Origin of the sequence: Catonella sp. (genome assembly GCF_052169795.1) — a bacterium.
Classification (GTDB): Bacteria; Bacillota; Clostridia; order Lachnospirales; family Lachnospiraceae; genus Catonella.
In genome coordinates, this window is the sequence record NZ_JBQNBU010000047.1 from 1 (window position 1) to 17,349 (window position 17,349).

The window sequence follows — 17,349 nt, forward strand, 5'->3', positions numbered from 1 at the left end:
TCACATCCTGCAACTATATGCAAAATCTTTCCATTTATGCTATATCCAAAAATTAAACAACTAAAATTTGGAAAATCATCAGGATATTCCTCTATTATTTCTCCCGTTACAATTCCATTTTTTACATCTGCACGACTTATATTCCTTTCCTGCATTCTTTGTAGACAATGTGCAGTCCACATAATTTTTGATTCGGCACATAGTTTTCTGTATATCTCAATTTCCATTAAAAATTGCTCCCGTTCCAGCCCCAATTAGTAGTTGTCTCATACTTTACATAAATTCTCTCAGGTTCTATTCCGAGAACCTCATTAAAAATCTTTGTTATCTCAGCAGTTAAATTACTGAAAGCCTCTCTATTCTCATTTCCGAATACATTTACCTCAACATAAGCTATATCCTTCTCATTACTGCCCTTAAAATAAAGATGGCTCTCAGGCTCAAAATTTAACATAAGCCAAGCTTCACTCTTACCCGGTACAAGTTCAATGGCTTTTCCAAGCTTTTCCTTAACTATAACTTCCTCTTCTCTTGTAATCTTCTTTGTAATTTTTGAATTAATAAATGGCATAATTTTTCTCCTTTCTACTTTCCCATACAAAAATCCTTAAATATCTTATCAGCCAAATCCTCACTGGTAGTATCACCTGTAACTTCTCCGATGGCATTATAAGCATTCATAAGGTCAATAGTATAAAAATCCTCTGAAACTCCCGAATCTATAGACTCCAGTACCATATTCAGACTTTCTTTTGCCCTTTTTATAGCACCTTCCTGTCTAAGATTTGAAAGATAAATTTCATTGTTAAAGTCTAACTCCCCATTAAAGAACATTTCCTTAATAATCTCAGTCAGCCTTTCTATTCCAATCCTTTTTTTTGCTGAAATTTCAACAAGGTTAAATTCTGAAAATTCCTTATATTCCTCATCAGTTAGACCTCTTTCAAGGTCTGTTTTATTTAATATAAGTACGGTCTTTTTTGATTTTATTTCAGCTAACAGCTCCTTGTCCTCGGTAGAAAGCGGCTTGGATACATCTATTATCATAAGCACAAGGTCAGCATCGCTTAAATGCTCCTTAGCTCTCTCTATTCCCATTCTCTCAATCTCGTTGTCAGTCTCTCTGATTCCTGCTGTATCCACAATATTGAGTGAGATATCCCCAAGACTTACATTTTGAAGCAGGGCATCTCTGGTTGTTCCCGGAATATCCGTAACTATAGCTACTTCTTCCCCCGAAATATAGTTAAGAAATGAAGACTTGCCCACATTAGGCTTACCAACTATTACGGTCTTAATACCCTCTTTAATTATCCTGCCTTTACCTGCATTTTCCAAAATATTATTCAGGGCATTTATATTATTAACTACATTTTTCCTTATTTCTTCCGCTTTTCCGTCAAGTGACATATGCTCCGGATCGTCAAGGGCTGCCTCTATATAAGCCATATCAGTTAAAATGCTGTCTTTTACAGGCTTTAACTTATCCCCTATTCCGCCGTTTAACCTTCTGCCTGCACTCTTTATGGCATAATCACTGTCTGCCCTTATGATATCCATAACTGCTTCCGCCTGTGTAAGGTCTATTCTTCCTGAAAGAAAGGCTCTTTTTGTAAATTCACCTGGCTCTGCCGGTCTTGCACCGGCATTTATTGCAGTTTCAAGTACTTTTCTGGTTATAAACGCACCTCCATGACAGTTTATTTCCACCACATCTTCCCTTGTATAAGTCTTTGGTCCTTTCATAAATGAAACCAATACCTCATCTACTACATCTGTCTCATTATATATATGTCCATATTTTATAGTATGGGTTTTTATTTTTTCTACATCAGTAGAAGATAATTTCATAAGTTTTCCGGCTATATTAAAGGCTTCATCTCCGCTAATTCTGATTATACTTATTCCTGAATTCCCAACTGCCGTAGAAATCGCTGTAATTGTATCATTCATAATTATTACTCCACTCTTCTCTTAAAATTCCGTATTTTACACTATAGTCCAACAAACATTCCATCAGATTTTTTACTTGAATATATAAATATTCCATTTATAAAATATTTTCCTTAAATTTACAATAATTTTCCCATTTCGGAACATTTTTTGCTTTTGTAAACTCTTAACCACATACTATCACAATTTTCCCCTATAAACAACAAAATCCCCGTAAAACCATTTATCCGGTTCTACAGGGAATAATTATATATTACTCTTCTACATCTGCTTTTTCAGCATAATCTTCTCTTTCATACTTCTTAGTATAATTCTTGTTATAACCATTCTTACGATATGGCTTTCTTCCATAAGGTTTCTTACTATAACCTTTATTATATCTGTTATTATAATAATTTCTCTCACCCTTTGGTTTAACAACTACCCTACGGTAAGGATCACTACCCTCACTGAAAGTTTCACAATCAGGATCACCCTGCAAAGCAGAATGAATTATTCTTCTTTCAAATGAATTCATAGGTTCAAGTGAAACCTGTCTACCTGTTCTCTTTACTTTAGAAGCTATGTTTTTAGCCAGGTTTTCAAGAGTTTCTTTTCTTCTTATTCTATAGTTTTCTGAATCAAGTTTAACCTTTACATATTCGTTGCTGTCCTTATTTATTGCAAGGCTAACTATGTACTGGAGAGAATCAAGAGTCTGTCCGCGCTTTCCTATAAGCACACCCATATCCTCTGCTTTTACATCTATGGAAAGTTCATTTTCAACAGCATCAAATTCTACATTTATAGAAGCTTCAAGCTTCATAGCCTTAAATACATCTGTAAGGAATTTAACCGCATCAGCCTTTGCCTTTTCCTGTCTGTCGGCAGATACAGGTTCACTCTTTTCAATTTCATCAAATTTCTTTTTAGGCTTTCTCTGAATATCAGCTACAGGCTTTTCTTCTGTTTTAGTTTCAGTATTACTTCTAACAGAAGCAGGCTTAACCTCTTTAACAACCTTTTTTTCTACAACAGTAGCTGGTTTAACTTCTTTAAGTCTTACTCTTATCTTAGCATCATGCCTGCCTATAAAACCTAAAAAACCTGCACTTTCTTTTTCAAGCACTTCCACATCCATTTTATCACTTGTGGTTCCAAGTCTTGCTAAACCTTCATTTATTGCATCATCAACTGTTTTTGCTGAAATCTCAATCCAATTATTACTCATAATATACCTCCAATACCTAATCTCTCTTTAACATATTAGCTACATCTGAAATATTGTTAGCCTTATATTCACCCTCACGCTTTTTATAATCTGTAATCTTATAATTATTTTTTGTCTTAATTGTAATTCCTTTTTCAGCAGACTTATCACTATCTGATGAAGCATCATCAATCTTTTTTGTATTTGTATTTGCTATTGACTTAGTTGAAGTGTTTGCAAACTGATTAAACTTCTCAGCTACAGGTGCTTCTCCCCTTTTAGCACGAAGCTTAGCAGCTTTTTCCTGATTCTTTCTTATCATTTCTTCAACATCTACATTCTCAAGCAATTTATTGAAGAAATACTGCTGTATTATCATCATCACACTACCTGCAATCCAATAAACACCAATACCTATTGGAAATGTAAGACAGAAGAAAGCCTGCATAAATGGCATAAAATTCATCATATTCTTATTAATAGCAGCCGCCTGGTCATTAGTATTTGTCTGTGGCTGATTCTTAAACATCTGCTTACCATTTATAAACTGCAATACACCTGCAAGTATAGGCACTATAAAAGTAATAGGGTTTGAAAATCCCGGTACATCTGATATTGAAAAAAGTCCAAATACATTATTTATATGTTCTATTTCAGTAGAATTAGTGGCTATTATATTTGAAATGCCACTGAAACTTGTTTTAAGAGTTTCCCATTTATCATGGTTAAATGTAGCAAGTACATCTATAACGGAGTTCAATATAACACTCTTATCACCCTCTGTAACTAATTTTACAGTATTACTATCTGCTATTTTAGTAATTACATCAGCATAATTTTGCTGCTCCATAAGAGGAGTGGCAATACCCTCATAAAGATTTCTTATAGCAGGCATGTAAGCAGGCATACTCTGAACTATTCTATAAAGACCAAGCATTATAGGAAATGTGATAAGAATAGGTAAACATCCCGACAATGGATTCGAACCATATTTCTCATAAACTGCCTGAGTTTCCTGCTGCATCTTTCTCTGTGACTCTGCATCACGCTTACCCTTATATTTTTTAGAAATTTCCTGAAGTTCAGGACTCATTTTTGATGTGAGCTTTCCTACCTTCTGCTGTTTGTAATAAATAGGAATCATAAAAGCTCTCATTATAAATGTAAATAATACAATACAAAGAGCAGCATTTTCTATTCCGATTGAAGAAAATACTGCATAAATACCATTCATTATATATGCAAGTATCCTTGCAATAGGCCCTACTATGGCACCATTATACTGAGTTAGTGCAAATACTTGTTGGATCAAACTACCTTCCTCCTAAATCTTTCTTTAAGGTACAAAATCAACACCGCCCTTTGACAGAGGATGACATCTCATAATTCTCTTTACAGCCAAATAAGAGCCCTTTAATGCCCCATACTTTTCAATAGCCTGAATGGCATAAGTTGAACAAGATGGAATAAATCTGCACACAGGACTCCCTTTATAAGGAGATATATGATTTTTATAAATTTTTATTAAAAATATAAGAAATCTCTTTATCAATTTTAATCATCTCTTTCCTTTTGGAGCAAGTGATGTAATTTACATAAATGAAGATATGCACTCTCTACATCTTTATATTTCTTATCTTTAATACTTCCTCTGGCTATAATAACGATATCATAACCCCTTTTAATCTTTTCTTTGTTAAGCCTTACGCTCTCTCTTATCAATCTGGTTGCTCTATGCCTAACCACACTATTGCCAACTTTTTTACTAACTGATATGCCTACTCTATTTTCTTCAGCTCCATTGTCATATATATACATAACCATATACTTGTTGGCATAAGACTTTCCATTATCATAAACTTTTTTGAATTCCCTTGAATTCTTCAACGAATTAGGTAACATATTTTTCCTTGATAAACAAACGGACACCGGCAAGGCCTGTGTCCTTATTGTTATTGTAACTGATTATGCAGATAATTTCTTTCTGCCCTTAGCTCTTCTTCTAGCTAATACTCTTCTGCCATCAGCTGTCTTCATTCTCTTACGGAATCCATGAACCTTTGATCTCTGCCTCTTCTTAGGCTGGAATGTCATCTTCATTTGGTACACCTCCTTAACTCACTCAAATTTAGCGATTAAATACAATCAACCCTTATAATATCAGCATATTTCTTAAAAATCAAGATAAAAGTTTCTTTTTTTACTTTTTATTTCTTCTATTAGTGTAGACTGTAGCTTATACAATTTATTCACAATTATTCTACAAATATCTACTCACTTATCCACATAATGTTTATAAGTTGTGGATAAGTTGTGATTATTTTAATAAATTCCCATTTTTATTGTTTTCCAGTAATTTGTTATAATGTTTATAATCTTATTCTATAAATGTCGATAACTTATATAATACTGTATATTTACTCACTTATCCACAAGTTATTAACATATTTTTGTGGATAACTTGAATAACTCTTTAATATATTAGGTTGTATTTTATCTTATTTTGCGATAGAATATATGTATAAAGGAGTATTTTGTCTTATGAAACAATTAGTTAGCAAAAATTGGGATGCGATACTGGAAATGCTTGAAAATGATTTTGAAATAAAGCCGGTATTATTTAAAACTTTTATTAAACCTCTTAAGGTTTATGACGAAAATGATGATACAGTTGTTATTTTAATGGATGATGAAGTTTATCAACACAATGATTCTTATGTTAAGGAAAAGTTTTATGCCTTTATTAAGAATTCAATTGAAACTGTTACATCCAAGTCATATAATCTTAAATTTATATCTAAAGAAGAATTGGGCAGTTATGATGCTACGAAAAATGAACATAACCTGCTTAGGGAAAGGGCTGCAAGTGCTAACCTTAACCCCAACTATACCTTTGATACTTTTGTAGTTGGAGATAATAACCGCCTTGTTACAGCAGCTGCTCTTTCTGTTGCAGAAAATCCGGGCACTAACTGGAATCCTCTTTTTATATATGGTGGTGTAGGACTTGGAAAAACACACTTGATGCATTCAATAGCTCATTACATCCTTGAAAATCAAAAAGATGCAAGGGTTCTTTATGTTACAAGTGAACAATTTACTAATGAAGTTATTGAAGCTATAAAGGAAGGAGTCCTTGCTTCTAAAGAATTTAGAAAAAAATATCGTAACATAGATGCACTTCTTATTGATGATATTCAATTCGTTATAGGAAAAGAAAGGACTGAAGAAGAATTTTTCCATACCTTTAATGAACTTTATCAGGCAGGAAAAAGAATAATAATTTCATCAGACCGCCCTCCTAAGGACTTTACTAATATTGAAGACAGGATTAAATCCAGATTTGGAAGTGGTATGCTTTCAGAAATTAATCCTCCTGATTATGAAACAAGGATGGCTATATTAAAGAAACGCTGTGAACTTGAACAAGAACATCTTAGTGATGAGATACTTAACTATATAGCTACAAATGTAAATTCAAATATAAGAGAATTAGAAGGAGCATATAAAAAAGTAACTGCTCTTAATAAACTTGTAAATGTAAATACTGAAGCTACTTTAGAAATAGCAAAAAATGCACTAAAAGACATTATTAATCCAAATGTTAAAAATGTTATAACTATTGATACTATAATAGATGTAGTAGCAAGCCATTATGAGCTTTCAATAGATCAGCTTCGCTCTTCCAATAGAAGCAGTAATGTAGCTTATCCAAGACAGATTGCTATGTATTTATGTAAACAGCTTACCTCTGCTTCATTAAAAGAAATAGCATCTAAACTTGGTAAAAAAGATCACTCTACAATAGTTCATGGAATTAAAAAAATAGAAGATGATCTTGAAAATGAGAAAAAATCAAATAATACTGAACTTTCAGTTAAACTTGATGTAATTAAAAAACTCATTTCTTCTTAAAAATACATTGTTTATAACTTTGTGATAATCATTGGATAATTTGAATTATTATGTTTGTAAGCTGTGAATAGCTATTTTCAAATATATTTTATTTCCACACACTTATAAAATGCTTAAAACACTGATTTTATGCTATTTTATTTGCTTATAAACATATTCACAGTTCCTACTACTACGAAGTATATATTTTATTTATATAGAATTTATCCACCTGCTAAGATAAAATAAACTGCTAAGGAGAAGTTATGTTAATAAAAATAAATCAAGGTGATTTAATAAAAGGAATTAATATTGTAATAAAAGCTATTTCTTCCAGAACCACCTTACCTATTCTTGAATGTATAGTTATAAAAACAATTGACAATAGTATAAGGCTTCTTGCTAACGATATGGAACTCGGAATAGAAACTGTTATTAATGGAGAAATTATAGAATCAGGAGGTATAGCCTTAAAATCAAAAATATTTTTTGACATAATTAGAGGCTTTCCAAATGATTTAGTTGAAATAAATACAGATAATAATTATAAAGCAATAATAAAATGTGGTAAAAAAACTTCAACAATAGATGGGCAAAGTATAGATGAATTTCCTATTTTACCTAATATTGAAATAATAAATAAGATTGAAATTTCACAATATACTCTTAAAGAAATGATTAAACAGACAATATTTTCAGTATCAGTTAATGAAAATATGAAAGTAATGACAGGAGAACTTTTAGAAGTTAATAACAATTATTTAAGAATGATAGCTCTTGATGGACATAGAATATCTATAAGAAAAGTTTTACTTAAAGGAGAACATGAAAATATTAAAGCTGTAATTCCAAGTAAAACTTTAAATGAAATAAGTAAAATACTTTCCGGAGAAGTAGATGATACAGTTGTAATCTATTTCTCAAAAAAACACATAGTTTTTGAATTTAACAATACTACTGTTAATTCAAGACTTATAGATGGTGAATTTTATAATGTTGATCAAATGATTTCAAGCGATTATGAAACTAAAATTAATATAGACAGAAGAGAATTTCTTGAAAATATGAATTCAGCACTGCCTTTTATTACTGAAAAAGAAAAAAAACCTGTAATACTTAATATAACAGAAAATAATATAAATTTTAGAATAAAAACAGCTGCCGGAAGTGTAGACAATGACATGGAATTATCTAAAGATGGAAAAGATATATTAATAGCTTTCAATCCGGTACTTGTTATGGATGCATTAAAAGTAATAGAAGATGATAATATAGATATTTATTTTTTAAATGCAAAAGCACCATGTTCGATAAAAAATAAAGAAGAAAGTTATTTATATATTGTTCTTCCTGTAAACTTTAATCCTGAAGATATTTAAATATATATATAAGTGGAGGTATCTATGCAGGTTATAAAAATAAAAGATGATTATATAAAACTTGGGCAACTTATCAAACTTGCCGGATGTGTGGATAATGGAGTAGAAGCAAAGTTTTATATTCAAAATGGTTCAGTATCAGTAAATGGTCAGACGGATACAAGGCGTGGGAGAAAGGTTGTTCCGGGTGATATAGTTTCTTTTAATGGTGAAGAAGTAAAGGTTGAGACAAATGATAATTAAGTCTCTTGCACTTAATGCATTTAGAAATATAGATAATATCAACATTGCATTTGGAAAAGGTCTCAACATCATATATGGAGATAATGCACAGGGAAAGACAAATATACTTGAATCGATATATGTAGCAGCTACTACTAAATCTCATAAAAACAGCAAAGATAAAGAAATGATAACCATAGGCAGAGATGAGTCACATGTAAGGGTTATTTTTAGTAAAAATGGTTTAGATAGAAAAGTTGATCTTCATTTGAAAAAAAGTAAGTCAAAATCTATGGCAATAGATGGCATACCTGTACATAAGTCTACAGATGTATTTGGTATAGCACAGCTTATTTTATTTTCTCCGGAAGACCTTAGTATGATAAAGGACGGACCGGCTGAAAGAAGAAGATTTATTGATATGGAACTATCCCAAATAGAGCGGATATATTTGTACAATCTTTCAAAATATAATAAGATATTAGTTCAGAGAAATAATCTTCTAAAACAGATAAGTTATGACACAGGACTTTCAGAAACACTTGATGTATGGGATGAACAGCTTGTAAGTACAGGCTTGGAAATTATAAAGAGCAGAAGAAAATTTATATCTGAGCTTAATGAAATAATAAAGCCAATTCATAGTAAACTTTCCGGAGGTAAGGAAGAACTTGATATAGAATATAATCCTAATGTTATTGAGGAAGATTTTAAAAATAAATTAAAATCAGGTAGAAACAGTGATATTTATCAGAAAACTACCTTAACAGGTCCTCAAAGGGATGATATAACTTTTTATATAAATAAAAATGATGTAAGAAAATATGGTTCTCAGGGGCAGCAAAGGAGTACGGCTCTTTCACTTAAGCTATCTGAAATAGAGCTATTTAAGAAAAAGACAGGAGATAATCCTATATTGCTTTTAGATGATGTACTTTCAGAGTTGGACAGGAACAGACAAAATTATCTTATAGATAGTATAGGCGATATACAGACTATAATTACCTGTACAGGTCTTGAAGAATTTGTGGAAAATAAAAAGGCTGACGGCAGGATATATAAGATAAATAGCGGTAAAATTGATTATTAAAGTGAGGTAAAAAAATGAGTGCAGAATACGGAGCTGACCAGATTCAAATACTTGAAGGACTGGAGGCAGTTAGAAAAAGGCCCGGTATGTATATTGGTTCTACATCCCTTAAGGGACTTCACCATCTGGTATATGAGATAGTGGATAATTCCGTAGATGAAGCACTTGCAGGTGAGTGCAGTCATATAGAAGTATTTATAAATGAAGATAATTCTATAACTGTAGTAGATGACGGTCGTGGAATACCTGTAGGTATTAATGCAAAGTCGGGACTTCCTGCTGTACAGGTTGTATTTACAGTACTTCATGCCGGTGGAAAATTTGGCGGTGGCGGATATAAGGTATCAGGAGGACTTCATGGAGTAGGTGCTTCTGTTGTAAATGCTCTTTCTGAATGGCTTGAAGTATTGGTAGAAATAGATGGAAAGGCTTATAAACAGCGTTATGAAAGAGGAAAGGTAGTTACAGAGCTTGCCGAAATAGGTGTCACAGAAAGACATGGTACAACAGTTACATTTTTACCAGATAGTGAAATATTTGAAGAGACAGTATTTGATTATGCAACTATAAAGCATCGTCTCAGAGAAATGGTTTTTCTTACAAAGGGACTCAGAATCAGCCTTACTGATAGAAGAGAAGAGAATAAAAAGACAGATAGCTTCCACTATGAAGGTGGAATTATGGAGTATGTAAGTTATTTAAATAAAAATCAGACTGTACTTTATGATAAAATCATTTATTGTGAAGGAAGAAAAGGTACAGTTCAGGTAGAAGTGGCTCTCCAGCACAATGATGGCTACAACGAAGGCTGTTACAGCTTTGTAAATAATATAAATACTCCTGAGGGCGGAACCCATCTTACAGGATTTAGAAATGCCCTGACAAAGACTTTCAATGAATATGCAAAGCTTATGAAGCTTGTTAAGGACAGTGATCCCGCTCTTACAGGTGAGGATATAAGAGAAGGAATGACAGCCATAGTCAGCATCAAAATTCCTGAGCCACAGTTTGAAGGACAGACTAAGCAAAAGCTTGGTAACAGTGAGGCAAGAGGAGCAGTTGAAACCATAGCAAGTGAACAGATTATGATATTCCTTGAGCAAAATCCTGCCGTGGGTAAAATGATAGTTGAAAAGGCATTATTAGCCCAGAGAGCAAGAGATGCAGCCAGAAAAGCAAGAGATTTAACCAGAAGAAAGACAGCTCTTGAGTATATGAATCTTCCGGGCAAACTAGCTGACTGTTCGGATAAAAATCCTGATAACTGTGAAATTTATCTTGTAGAGGGAGATTCTGCGGGCGGTTCTGCAAAAGATGCAAGAGACAGGGCTACACAGGCTATACTTCCGCTTAGAGGTAAAATTCTTAATGTAGAAAAGTCAAGACTTGATAAAATCTTAGAAAATAAAGAAATTCAGTCAATGATAACTGCCTTTGGTACAGGAATTCATGACGATTTTGATATATCTAAATTAAGATATAAGAAAATTATTATAATGACTGATGCGGATATAGACGGAGCACATATAGATACCCTTATGCTTACTTTTATCTACCGTTTTATGCCGGAGCTTATTAAGCAGGGACATGTTTATCTTGCACAGCCACCTCTTTACAAGGTGGAAAAAGGTAATAAAATCCGGTATGCTTACAATGACAAAGAACTTGAGAACATAATGTCTGAAATCGGACGTGACAGCAATAATAAGATTCAGCGTTATAAAGGTCTCGGAGAGATGGATGCAGAGCAGCTTTGGGAAACAACAATGGATCCTGAAAGACGTGTACTTCTCAAAGTTATGATGGACGAAGAAAATGCTTCTGAAATAGATTTAACCTTTAACACTCTTATGGGAGACAAGGTTGAGCCAAGAAGAGAGTTTATAGAGCAGAATGCTAAGTATGTAAGGAATTTGGATATATAAAACCAGATTATTAAAATAAACGTCTAAGTTTAAATAATTCCTCATAAGTCACAGACCTGTTGTTTCGAATAACACAATAGAATACTGTATTTTAGGTCTGTGACCATGAGGGATATTACCAAACAATTGCAAAATATTTAGTCTAAACCGAAAAAACTAAATAAATTAATATCAAAAATATAACTTATGATTAGTAGTAAAACTAATATAAATGAAGTAACTCCTCCAATCTGGCAACTTATTCGGTATAAATCAGAACAATCTGATGAACTATAACTTTTCCAACTTTCAGTTATTTCATAAACCAACTCATACTTAAAATAAAGTAAATAACTTATAATAAGTAAACAAATACAAAGAAATACAAACAGATAAATATTGCTACTATCATTTGAAGCTGCCTCACCCGCTGTTTCAATTTGTTCGATTATTTCAGAATCAAGCTCAGGCATGTCAATTTGTACAGAGTAATTCATTATTACCTCCTAACATAATAATAAAACTAAACCCAAATCAACTTTTTTAAGTATACAATAAAATGATGTGGGCGTCAAAAGTATTTGATGACCATTGATACAGGATTGCTATAGCTTCGCTTATCGCAATCCTTGCAAAAATATTCGTAATCCGCTCATTTTTTTGCATGTCAAAAGATAATAAATTCTTTTGCAAGCAAGCTTGCAAAAAATTTTATACTTTTGACACTTGTATCATAAAATAAGATTTTTCAAAAGTATATTATTTAATCAAAATTTATGATATAATAATATTTTAGAACAGTAAAAGCTTAAAAGATGAAATTTATCTTTATAAGTTAAAATGTAAGGAAAAGGATAAGAGAATGGACGAGAATATTTTTGACAGGATTAATGAAGTAGACTTAAAAAAGACTATGGAAGATTCCTACATAGACTATGCTATGTCAGTAATTGCGTCACGTGCCTTACCTGATGTAAGGGATGGACTTAAACCTGTACAAAGAAGAATACTGTATGCAATGAAGGAGCTTTCCAATACTCCTGACAAGCCACATAGAAAATGTGCCAGAATTGTCGGCGATACCATGGGTAAATACCACCCACATGGAGACAGTTCTATTTATGGAGCCCTTGTAAATCTTGCTCAGAGCTGGTCTACCAGATATATGCTTGTAGACGGACATGGAAACTTCGGCTCTGTGGACGGAGACGGGGCAGCTGCTATGAGGTACACAGAGGCTAGGCTTAGCAAAATTTCTGTGGAAATGCTTTCAGATATAGAAAAGGATACCGTAGATTTCATACCTAACTTTGATGAAACAGAAAAAGAGCCTACAGTGCTTCCTTCAAGATATCCTAACCTGCTTGTAAACGGAGCATCAGGTATAGCAGTAGGTATGGCTACCAATATTCCGCCACATAACCTTGTAGAAGTTATAAATGCTGTAAATAAGATTATAGACAATAAAGTGGAAGAAGACAGAGATACTGAAATAGATGAAATTCTTCAAATAGTAAAAGGTCCTGATTTTCCTACCGGTGCACATATATTAGGCAGAGCCGGCATAGAAGAAGCCTACAGAACAGGCAGAGGTAAGATTATAGTTCGTGCGGTGACCGACATAGAGCCTATGGCAAATGGTAAGAACCGCATAGTTGTTACTGAACTTCCATATCTTGTAAATAAAGCAAGGCTTATAGAATATATAGCCGATATGGTGAAAAACAAGAGAATAGACGGAATTACAGAGCTTCGTGATGAGTCAAACAGAAACGGCATGCGTATATGTATAGAGTTAAGACGTGATGTAAATCCACATATTATCCTTAAAAAGCTGTACAAACATACCCAGCTTCAGACTACCTTCGGTACAAATATGCTCGGGCTTGTAAATAATGAGCCTGTGGTTATGAACCTTAAGCAGATGCTTGGTTTCTATCTTGAGCATCAGGAAAATGTAGTAAGGAGAAGAAGTCAGTACGAGCTTAACAAAGCAGAAGAAAGAGCACATATTTTACAGGGACTTCTTATGGCTCTTGATTATATAGACGAAGTAATAAGTATAATCAGAGGTTCTAAGACTACTGCAGAAGCCAAAGAAAAACTTATAGAGAGATTCAGCCTTGATGATGTGCAGGCTCAGGCTATAGTAGATATGCGTCTGAGGGCTCTTACAGGACTTGAAAGAGAGAAACTTCAGGGCGAGTATGACAGCTTACAGGAAAGAATTAAAGAATTAAAAGAAATCTTAGGGGATATTAAGAAATTACTTGGTGTAATAAAAGAAGAAATCACAGTAATTCGAGATAAATACGGTGATGAGAGAAGAAGCCAGATAGTGGCTGATGATTCCGATATTACCAATGACGATCTCATTCCTGATGAAAATACCGTAATTGCAATGACCAATATGGGTTATATCAAGAGAATGACAACCGATAATTTCAAAAGCCAGAACAGAGGCGGTAAGGGAATAAAGGGTATGCAGACCATAGAGGAAGATTTTATAGAAGATCTCCTTATGACTACAACCCATCACTATATACTTTTCTTTACCAATAAGGGAAGGGTATACAGGCTTAAAGCATACCAGATACCGGAGGCAAGCCGTACAGCCAGAGGTACAGCTATGGTAAATCTCTTACAGCTTCAGCCTGATGAGCAGGTTAAGGCAGTTATAAATATCAGAAAAGAAAAGACTGACGGATATTTATTTATGGCTACCAAGCGAGGTATAGTTAAAAAGACTGCTCTAAGTGAATATGCGAATATAAGAAAAACCGGATTACAGGCTATTAACTTAAGAGAAGATGATGATCTTATAGAAGTTAAACTGACTAACAATGAAAATGATATCTTCCTTGTTACAAAGAACGGTACGTGCATAAGGTTTAATGAAAAAGATGTGCGTCCTACAGGAAGAACTTCTATGGGTGTAATCGGTATGACCATAGATGACACTGATGAAATAGTGGCAATGCAGCTTGATACACAGGGAGCTAAACTTCTCATAGTTTCTGAAAACGGACTCGGAAAGAGAACAGAGATTTCAGAATTTACCACCCAGCACCGCGGCGGAAAGGGTGTAAAATGCTACAAGATAGTAGAAAAGACAGGTCTTGTTATAGGTGCGAAGTCAGTAAATGACAATAACGAGATTATGCTTATCACAAAAGCCGGAATTATCATCCGTATGGCAGTTGAAAGTATATCAACTCTAGGAAGAATTACTTCAGGAGTTAAGCTTATGAATGTAGACGGAGATAATGTGATAGCCAAGATAGCTAAGGTAAGGGAAGATGATAAGGCAACAGTAGAAGAAATTGTTGAAAATGCCGATGAAAACAGTGATAACTAAGATAATAAATTAAATTTTGAAAATGCTAAGTTAGAGGTAAAACCATGACTTAGCATTTTTAATAGGAAATGGGGGTAGAATATGTTATTTGAAGAAATTATGGAAAGTCATAAGGAGAAGAAAATCATCAGTCTTTGTAAAAAGCTGATCAAGAAATGCTCATTTACAAGCGGTGCCGATGCGACTAACTTATGTGAACTGGCATATTGGTTATATGTTGTAGGAGATGATGATAATGCTTTAAAAGTATGTGAACTGACCAATATAGATATTCCTGCAAAGATTAACTATAATGTATGGGATTTTATTCTGTTTATATGGGGATTGGAGGCACATATATATAATGAGAAAGGAAAAACAGCAGATAAAAAATTCAGAGTAGAACAAATGAAAAAAGTTTGGTCAACTCCTAAAAATAGTAATGATACAGAAGAAAAAGCCTGGGATTTTATGCAAAAAATATTGAACAGGCAGACTTTTGAATCGGTATGTGACATAAAGGAAATAGAAAAAAATGAAGCTGCCGGTGACAAAAAATCCGCTGATTTTTATCGTTTTATTGCACTTTATAGCATGATTAGCTACGGAATAACAGGATTTTGCCCTGATTTAGTGGATAAAGAGGAGAAATTGAATGAAAAGATTAGAGAGTATATTGGGTGTTTGAAATAAATTTGACGAGGTAATAAATAAAATTAGTACAATAACTGATTTTTCCAAAAAAATAAATGCAAATATAACGGTTATGCCCGGTGGAGAACATTGGTTTCATACAAAGGAACAAATGGATTTTTTAGATAACTGGATTAAAAGCAACATTTAACATATTTACAGAGGAAAAGCATGAAATCACCAAAAAGTAAGATAAAACAAGAACTTACCAAATTATGGACTGGAGAACTTGTGGCTGTAATATCATTTTGGATATGTTTTTTTATTTTCAAAAAGTGGCTTATAAATACAAAAATGTTAATTTCTGTCATATATCCGTTGGCTGTATTGAGTTTTATCCTTATTCAAGGCTCAATATACTGGTTAATTCTGTTAAAAAGGCTATCCACACCAAAATTTGCCATAACAAATACAAGAAAGATATACAGCATACTTAAAATTATTGATTTTCTTTTATTATGCCTTGGTATTCCGATAATTATACTTAATTATGTCAATGTAACTGTTATGATATCTGCAATTTTCATTCTGGCATTTGCAGTAATTGAGTGGATAAACTATTACAAAATACGATTGTCTTACAGTTATAATCCTTTAGTTTTATTGAAACATATTAAAAATGGGAAACTGTCAAAGAGTAGATTAGCTAAAGAAATCAGTAAAAGATAAATTGAAATTAGTGAGGGTTAAGATGGATTTAATACATGATAGGAATAGCAATATTCTGTTTAGTTTGCATGATAGTAAGATAAAGAAAATTACATTTAGGAACAATATTTTGACATTACAGCTTAATAAAATATTTCAATATACGAAAGACGGAGAAAAAATATATTCCGGAGAAGTTTTGTTTTATGACAGCGATTTAGATGAATGTAGTATTTTGATATTTGACAGAACAGTTTATGAAGGTGATTTTTCAGGAAAAGCCATAAGTTTAATTGAGTATATGGAAGAGTATTCAAATGCAGAGTTTGAAATTTTAATAGAAGGATACTTTGGATATTATACAACATATACAGGATGGATTCGGATAGAAGGAAAAGAGCCTGTGTCAGCAATCATGTATATTTGGAATACCGGTGATATGGTTTATAGGATTGATAACTAAATTAGAAGTTGTAGGGCTAATGTACTCGATTATATGTATTTATATGACTAAGTCACGCTTTCACTGATAAATGTCCAGACTCGCTCCGGTTTTTCTGTAGGAGGATGTTGTAGACTAACAAAGTTTCACGAAAAACCTAATGCGCTCGCTTAGGCATTATCAGTTCCAGCTGTTTGACTGAATTATTATAGATTATAATCTGATATTGACGAGTACATTAGCTACAATGGAGCGATGGAGGTAGGGCTGCAAAGGTATTATTCTTATAGGTATTTAATATAATAATCTTCCTTCAGACTTTCTATGACAGCTAACTATAAAACTGAGTACAAATATTATCTAAATCTTTTAGATGACAGCTCCGAATGATAAATTCTAAGCGAGCGCATTAGGCGTAGCGAAGCGGATGCCGGAGCGAGTCTGAAATGTTATCATTCGGAGCGTCAACTTTGCTAAATAATTTGAAAGCGACAACTTCAAATTTAAAAGGAGATAACTATGGTTAATTGGAAAGAAATACCCAAAATAGATGCACATATACACTTAATGCCGGAGGATGTTATTAAAGCTAACAGTG

At 33.0% G+C, this 17,349-nt stretch carries 18 protein-coding genes; 9 read left to right on the plus strand and 9 right to left on the minus strand.

Translation table 11 applies throughout. The features are described 5' to 3' along the window. The 8 genes from ACTTKP_RS07915 to rpmH form a co-directional block, all read right to left on the minus strand. The coding region (locus tag ACTTKP_RS07915; protein ID WP_442553360.1) for a DUF4258 domain-containing protein at positions 1–227 on the minus strand (227 nt) is incomplete at its 3' end. Continuing rightward, positions 227–571, minus strand: coding sequence for a phenylpyruvate tautomerase MIF-related protein (locus ACTTKP_RS07920; protein ID WP_442553361.1), 345 nt, complete (start codon positions 569–571; stop codon positions 227–229). The genes ACTTKP_RS07920 and ACTTKP_RS07915, both read right to left, overlap by 1 nt. Before the next feature lie 14 nt (positions 572–585). Next, positions 586–1,953: a tRNA uridine-5-carboxymethylaminomethyl(34) synthesis GTPase MnmE gene (gene mnmE, locus ACTTKP_RS07925; RefSeq protein ID WP_442553362.1), complete on the minus strand. Its 1,368-nt coding sequence runs from the start codon at positions 1,951–1,953 to the stop codon at positions 586–588. Between the two features lie 253 nt (positions 1,954–2,206). Continuing rightward, complete coding sequence (gene jag / locus ACTTKP_RS07930) at positions 2,207–3,163, minus strand: RNA-binding cell elongation regulator Jag/EloR (protein ID WP_442553363.1); 957 nt, start codon at positions 3,161–3,163, stop codon at positions 2,207–2,209. Positions 3,164–3,179: 16 nt separating this feature from the next. Continuing rightward, entirely contained in the window at positions 3,180–4,454 is a 1,275-nt protein-coding gene (locus tag ACTTKP_RS07935) for a YidC/Oxa1 family membrane protein insertase (RefSeq protein ID WP_442553364.1), read from the minus strand. Between the two features lie 24 nt (positions 4,455–4,478). After that, positions 4,479–4,694, minus strand: a complete 216-nt coding sequence (gene yidD / locus ACTTKP_RS07940; protein WP_442553365.1) for a membrane protein insertion efficiency factor YidD — start codon at positions 4,692–4,694, stop codon at positions 4,479–4,481. Positions 4,695–4,696: 2 nt separating this feature from the next. Continuing rightward, the gene (gene rnpA, locus ACTTKP_RS07945) at positions 4,697–5,044 is read right to left on the minus strand and encodes a ribonuclease P protein component (RefSeq protein ID WP_442553366.1); all 348 of its coding nucleotides are present in this window, start codon (positions 5,042–5,044) and stop codon (positions 4,697–4,699) included. Between the two features lie 63 nt (positions 5,045–5,107). Continuing rightward, complete coding sequence (gene rpmH, locus ACTTKP_RS07950; RefSeq protein ID WP_023355110.1) at positions 5,108–5,242, minus strand: 50S ribosomal protein L34; 135 nt, start codon at positions 5,240–5,242, stop codon at positions 5,108–5,110. A gap of 441 nt (positions 5,243–5,683) precedes the next feature. Here rpmH and dnaA point away from each other — a divergent pair, with 441 nt between their 5' ends. The 5 genes from dnaA to gyrB all read left to right on the plus strand — a co-directional run bounded on the left by dnaA (position 5,684) and on the right by gyrB (position 11,652). Beyond that, positions 5,684–7,057, plus strand: a complete 1,374-nt coding sequence (gene dnaA / locus ACTTKP_RS07955) for a chromosomal replication initiator protein DnaA (protein ID WP_442553367.1) — start codon at positions 5,684–5,686, stop codon at positions 7,055–7,057. 245 nt (positions 7,058–7,302) lie between these two features. Beyond that, entirely contained in the window at positions 7,303–8,415 is a 1,113-nt protein-coding gene (gene dnaN / locus ACTTKP_RS07960; RefSeq protein WP_442553368.1) for a DNA polymerase III subunit beta, read from the plus strand. 24 nt (positions 8,416–8,439) lie between these two features. Continuing rightward, the gene (locus ACTTKP_RS07965; protein WP_442553369.1) at positions 8,440–8,658 is read left to right on the plus strand and encodes an RNA-binding S4 domain-containing protein; all 219 of its coding nucleotides are present in this window, start codon (positions 8,440–8,442) and stop codon (positions 8,656–8,658) included. Continuing rightward, positions 8,648–9,727, plus strand: coding sequence for a DNA replication/repair protein RecF (gene recF / locus ACTTKP_RS07970; protein WP_442553370.1), 1,080 nt, complete (start codon positions 8,648–8,650; stop codon positions 9,725–9,727). The genes ACTTKP_RS07965 and recF overlap by 11 nt, the downstream gene beginning before the upstream one ends. Before the next feature lie 14 nt (positions 9,728–9,741). Further along, positions 9,742–11,652, plus strand: coding sequence for a DNA topoisomerase (ATP-hydrolyzing) subunit B (gyrB, locus tag ACTTKP_RS07975; protein ID WP_442553371.1), 1,911 nt, complete (start codon positions 9,742–9,744; stop codon positions 11,650–11,652). Between the two features lie 137 nt (positions 11,653–11,789). On the opposite strand, the gene ACTTKP_RS07980 is transcribed toward gyrB, so the two are convergent. Then, on the minus strand, positions 11,790–12,128 hold the full coding sequence (locus ACTTKP_RS07980; protein WP_442553372.1) for a DUF6199 family natural product biosynthesis protein: 339 nt from the start codon (positions 12,126–12,128) through the stop codon (positions 11,790–11,792). 365 nt (positions 12,129–12,493) lie between these two features. Between ACTTKP_RS07980 and gyrA the strand changes: the two genes are divergently transcribed. The 4 genes from gyrA to ACTTKP_RS08000 all read left to right on the plus strand — a co-directional run bounded on the left by gyrA (position 12,494) and on the right by ACTTKP_RS08000 (position 16,772). After that, positions 12,494–14,989, plus strand: a complete 2,496-nt coding sequence (gene gyrA, locus ACTTKP_RS07985; RefSeq protein WP_442553373.1) for a DNA gyrase subunit A — start codon at positions 12,494–12,496, stop codon at positions 14,987–14,989. Between the two features lie 81 nt (positions 14,990–15,070). Then, on the plus strand, positions 15,071–15,661 hold the full coding sequence (locus ACTTKP_RS07990; RefSeq protein ID WP_442553374.1) for a DUF6707 family protein: 591 nt from the start codon (positions 15,071–15,073) through the stop codon (positions 15,659–15,661). A 171-nt stretch (positions 15,662–15,832) separates the two neighbouring features. Continuing rightward, complete coding sequence (locus ACTTKP_RS07995; RefSeq protein ID WP_442553375.1) at positions 15,833–16,330, plus strand: hypothetical protein; 498 nt, start codon at positions 15,833–15,835, stop codon at positions 16,328–16,330. Positions 16,331–16,352: 22 nt separating this feature from the next. Next, a complete protein-coding gene (locus tag ACTTKP_RS08000; protein WP_442553376.1) occupies positions 16,353–16,772 on the plus strand; it encodes a hypothetical protein in 420 nt (139 codons plus the stop codon). The last annotated feature ends 577 nt before the right edge of the window (positions 16,773–17,349 follow it).

Excerpts from the sequence above, each read along its gene's own strand:
- ACTTKP_RS07920 (WP_442553361.1), bottom strand. The coding sequence starts at position 571 with ATGCCATTTATTAATTCAAAAATTACAAAGAAGATTACAAGAGAAGAG.
- dnaA (WP_442553367.1), top strand. The coding sequence starts at position 5,684 with ATGAAACAATTAGTTAGCAAAAATTGGGATGCGATACTGGAAATGCTT.
- gyrB (WP_442553371.1), top strand. The coding sequence starts at position 9,742 with ATGAGTGCAGAATACGGAGCTGACCAGATTCAAATACTTGAAGGACTG.
- dnaN (WP_442553368.1), top strand. The coding sequence starts at position 7,303 with ATGTTAATAAAAATAAATCAAGGTGATTTAATAAAAGGAATTAATATT.
- rnpA (WP_442553366.1), bottom strand. The coding sequence starts at position 5,044 with ATGTTACCTAATTCGTTGAAGAATTCAAGGGAATTCAAAAAAGTTTAT.
- ACTTKP_RS07965 (WP_442553369.1), top strand. The coding sequence starts at position 8,440 with ATGCAGGTTATAAAAATAAAAGATGATTATATAAAACTTGGGCAACTT.
- gyrA (WP_442553373.1), top strand. The coding sequence starts at position 12,494 with ATGGACGAGAATATTTTTGACAGGATTAATGAAGTAGACTTAAAAAAG.
- recF (WP_442553370.1), top strand. The coding sequence starts at position 8,648 with ATGATAATTAAGTCTCTTGCACTTAATGCATTTAGAAATATAGATAAT.
- rpmH (WP_023355110.1), bottom strand. The coding sequence starts at position 5,242 with ATGAAGATGACATTCCAGCCTAAGAAGAGGCAGAGATCAAAGGTTCAT.
- ACTTKP_RS07980 (WP_442553372.1), bottom strand. The coding sequence starts at position 12,128 with ATGAATTACTCTGTACAAATTGACATGCCTGAGCTTGATTCTGAAATA.
- ACTTKP_RS07995 (WP_442553375.1), top strand. The coding sequence starts at position 15,833 with ATGAAATCACCAAAAAGTAAGATAAAACAAGAACTTACCAAATTATGG.
- mnmE (WP_442553362.1), bottom strand. The coding sequence starts at position 1,953 with ATGAATGATACAATTACAGCGATTTCTACGGCAGTTGGGAATTCAGGA.
- ACTTKP_RS07990 (WP_442553374.1), top strand. The coding sequence starts at position 15,071 with ATGTTATTTGAAGAAATTATGGAAAGTCATAAGGAGAAGAAAATCATC.
- ACTTKP_RS08000 (WP_442553376.1), top strand. The coding sequence starts at position 16,353 with ATGGATTTAATACATGATAGGAATAGCAATATTCTGTTTAGTTTGCAT.
- jag (WP_442553363.1), bottom strand. The coding sequence starts at position 3,163 with ATGAGTAATAATTGGATTGAGATTTCAGCAAAAACAGTTGATGATGCA.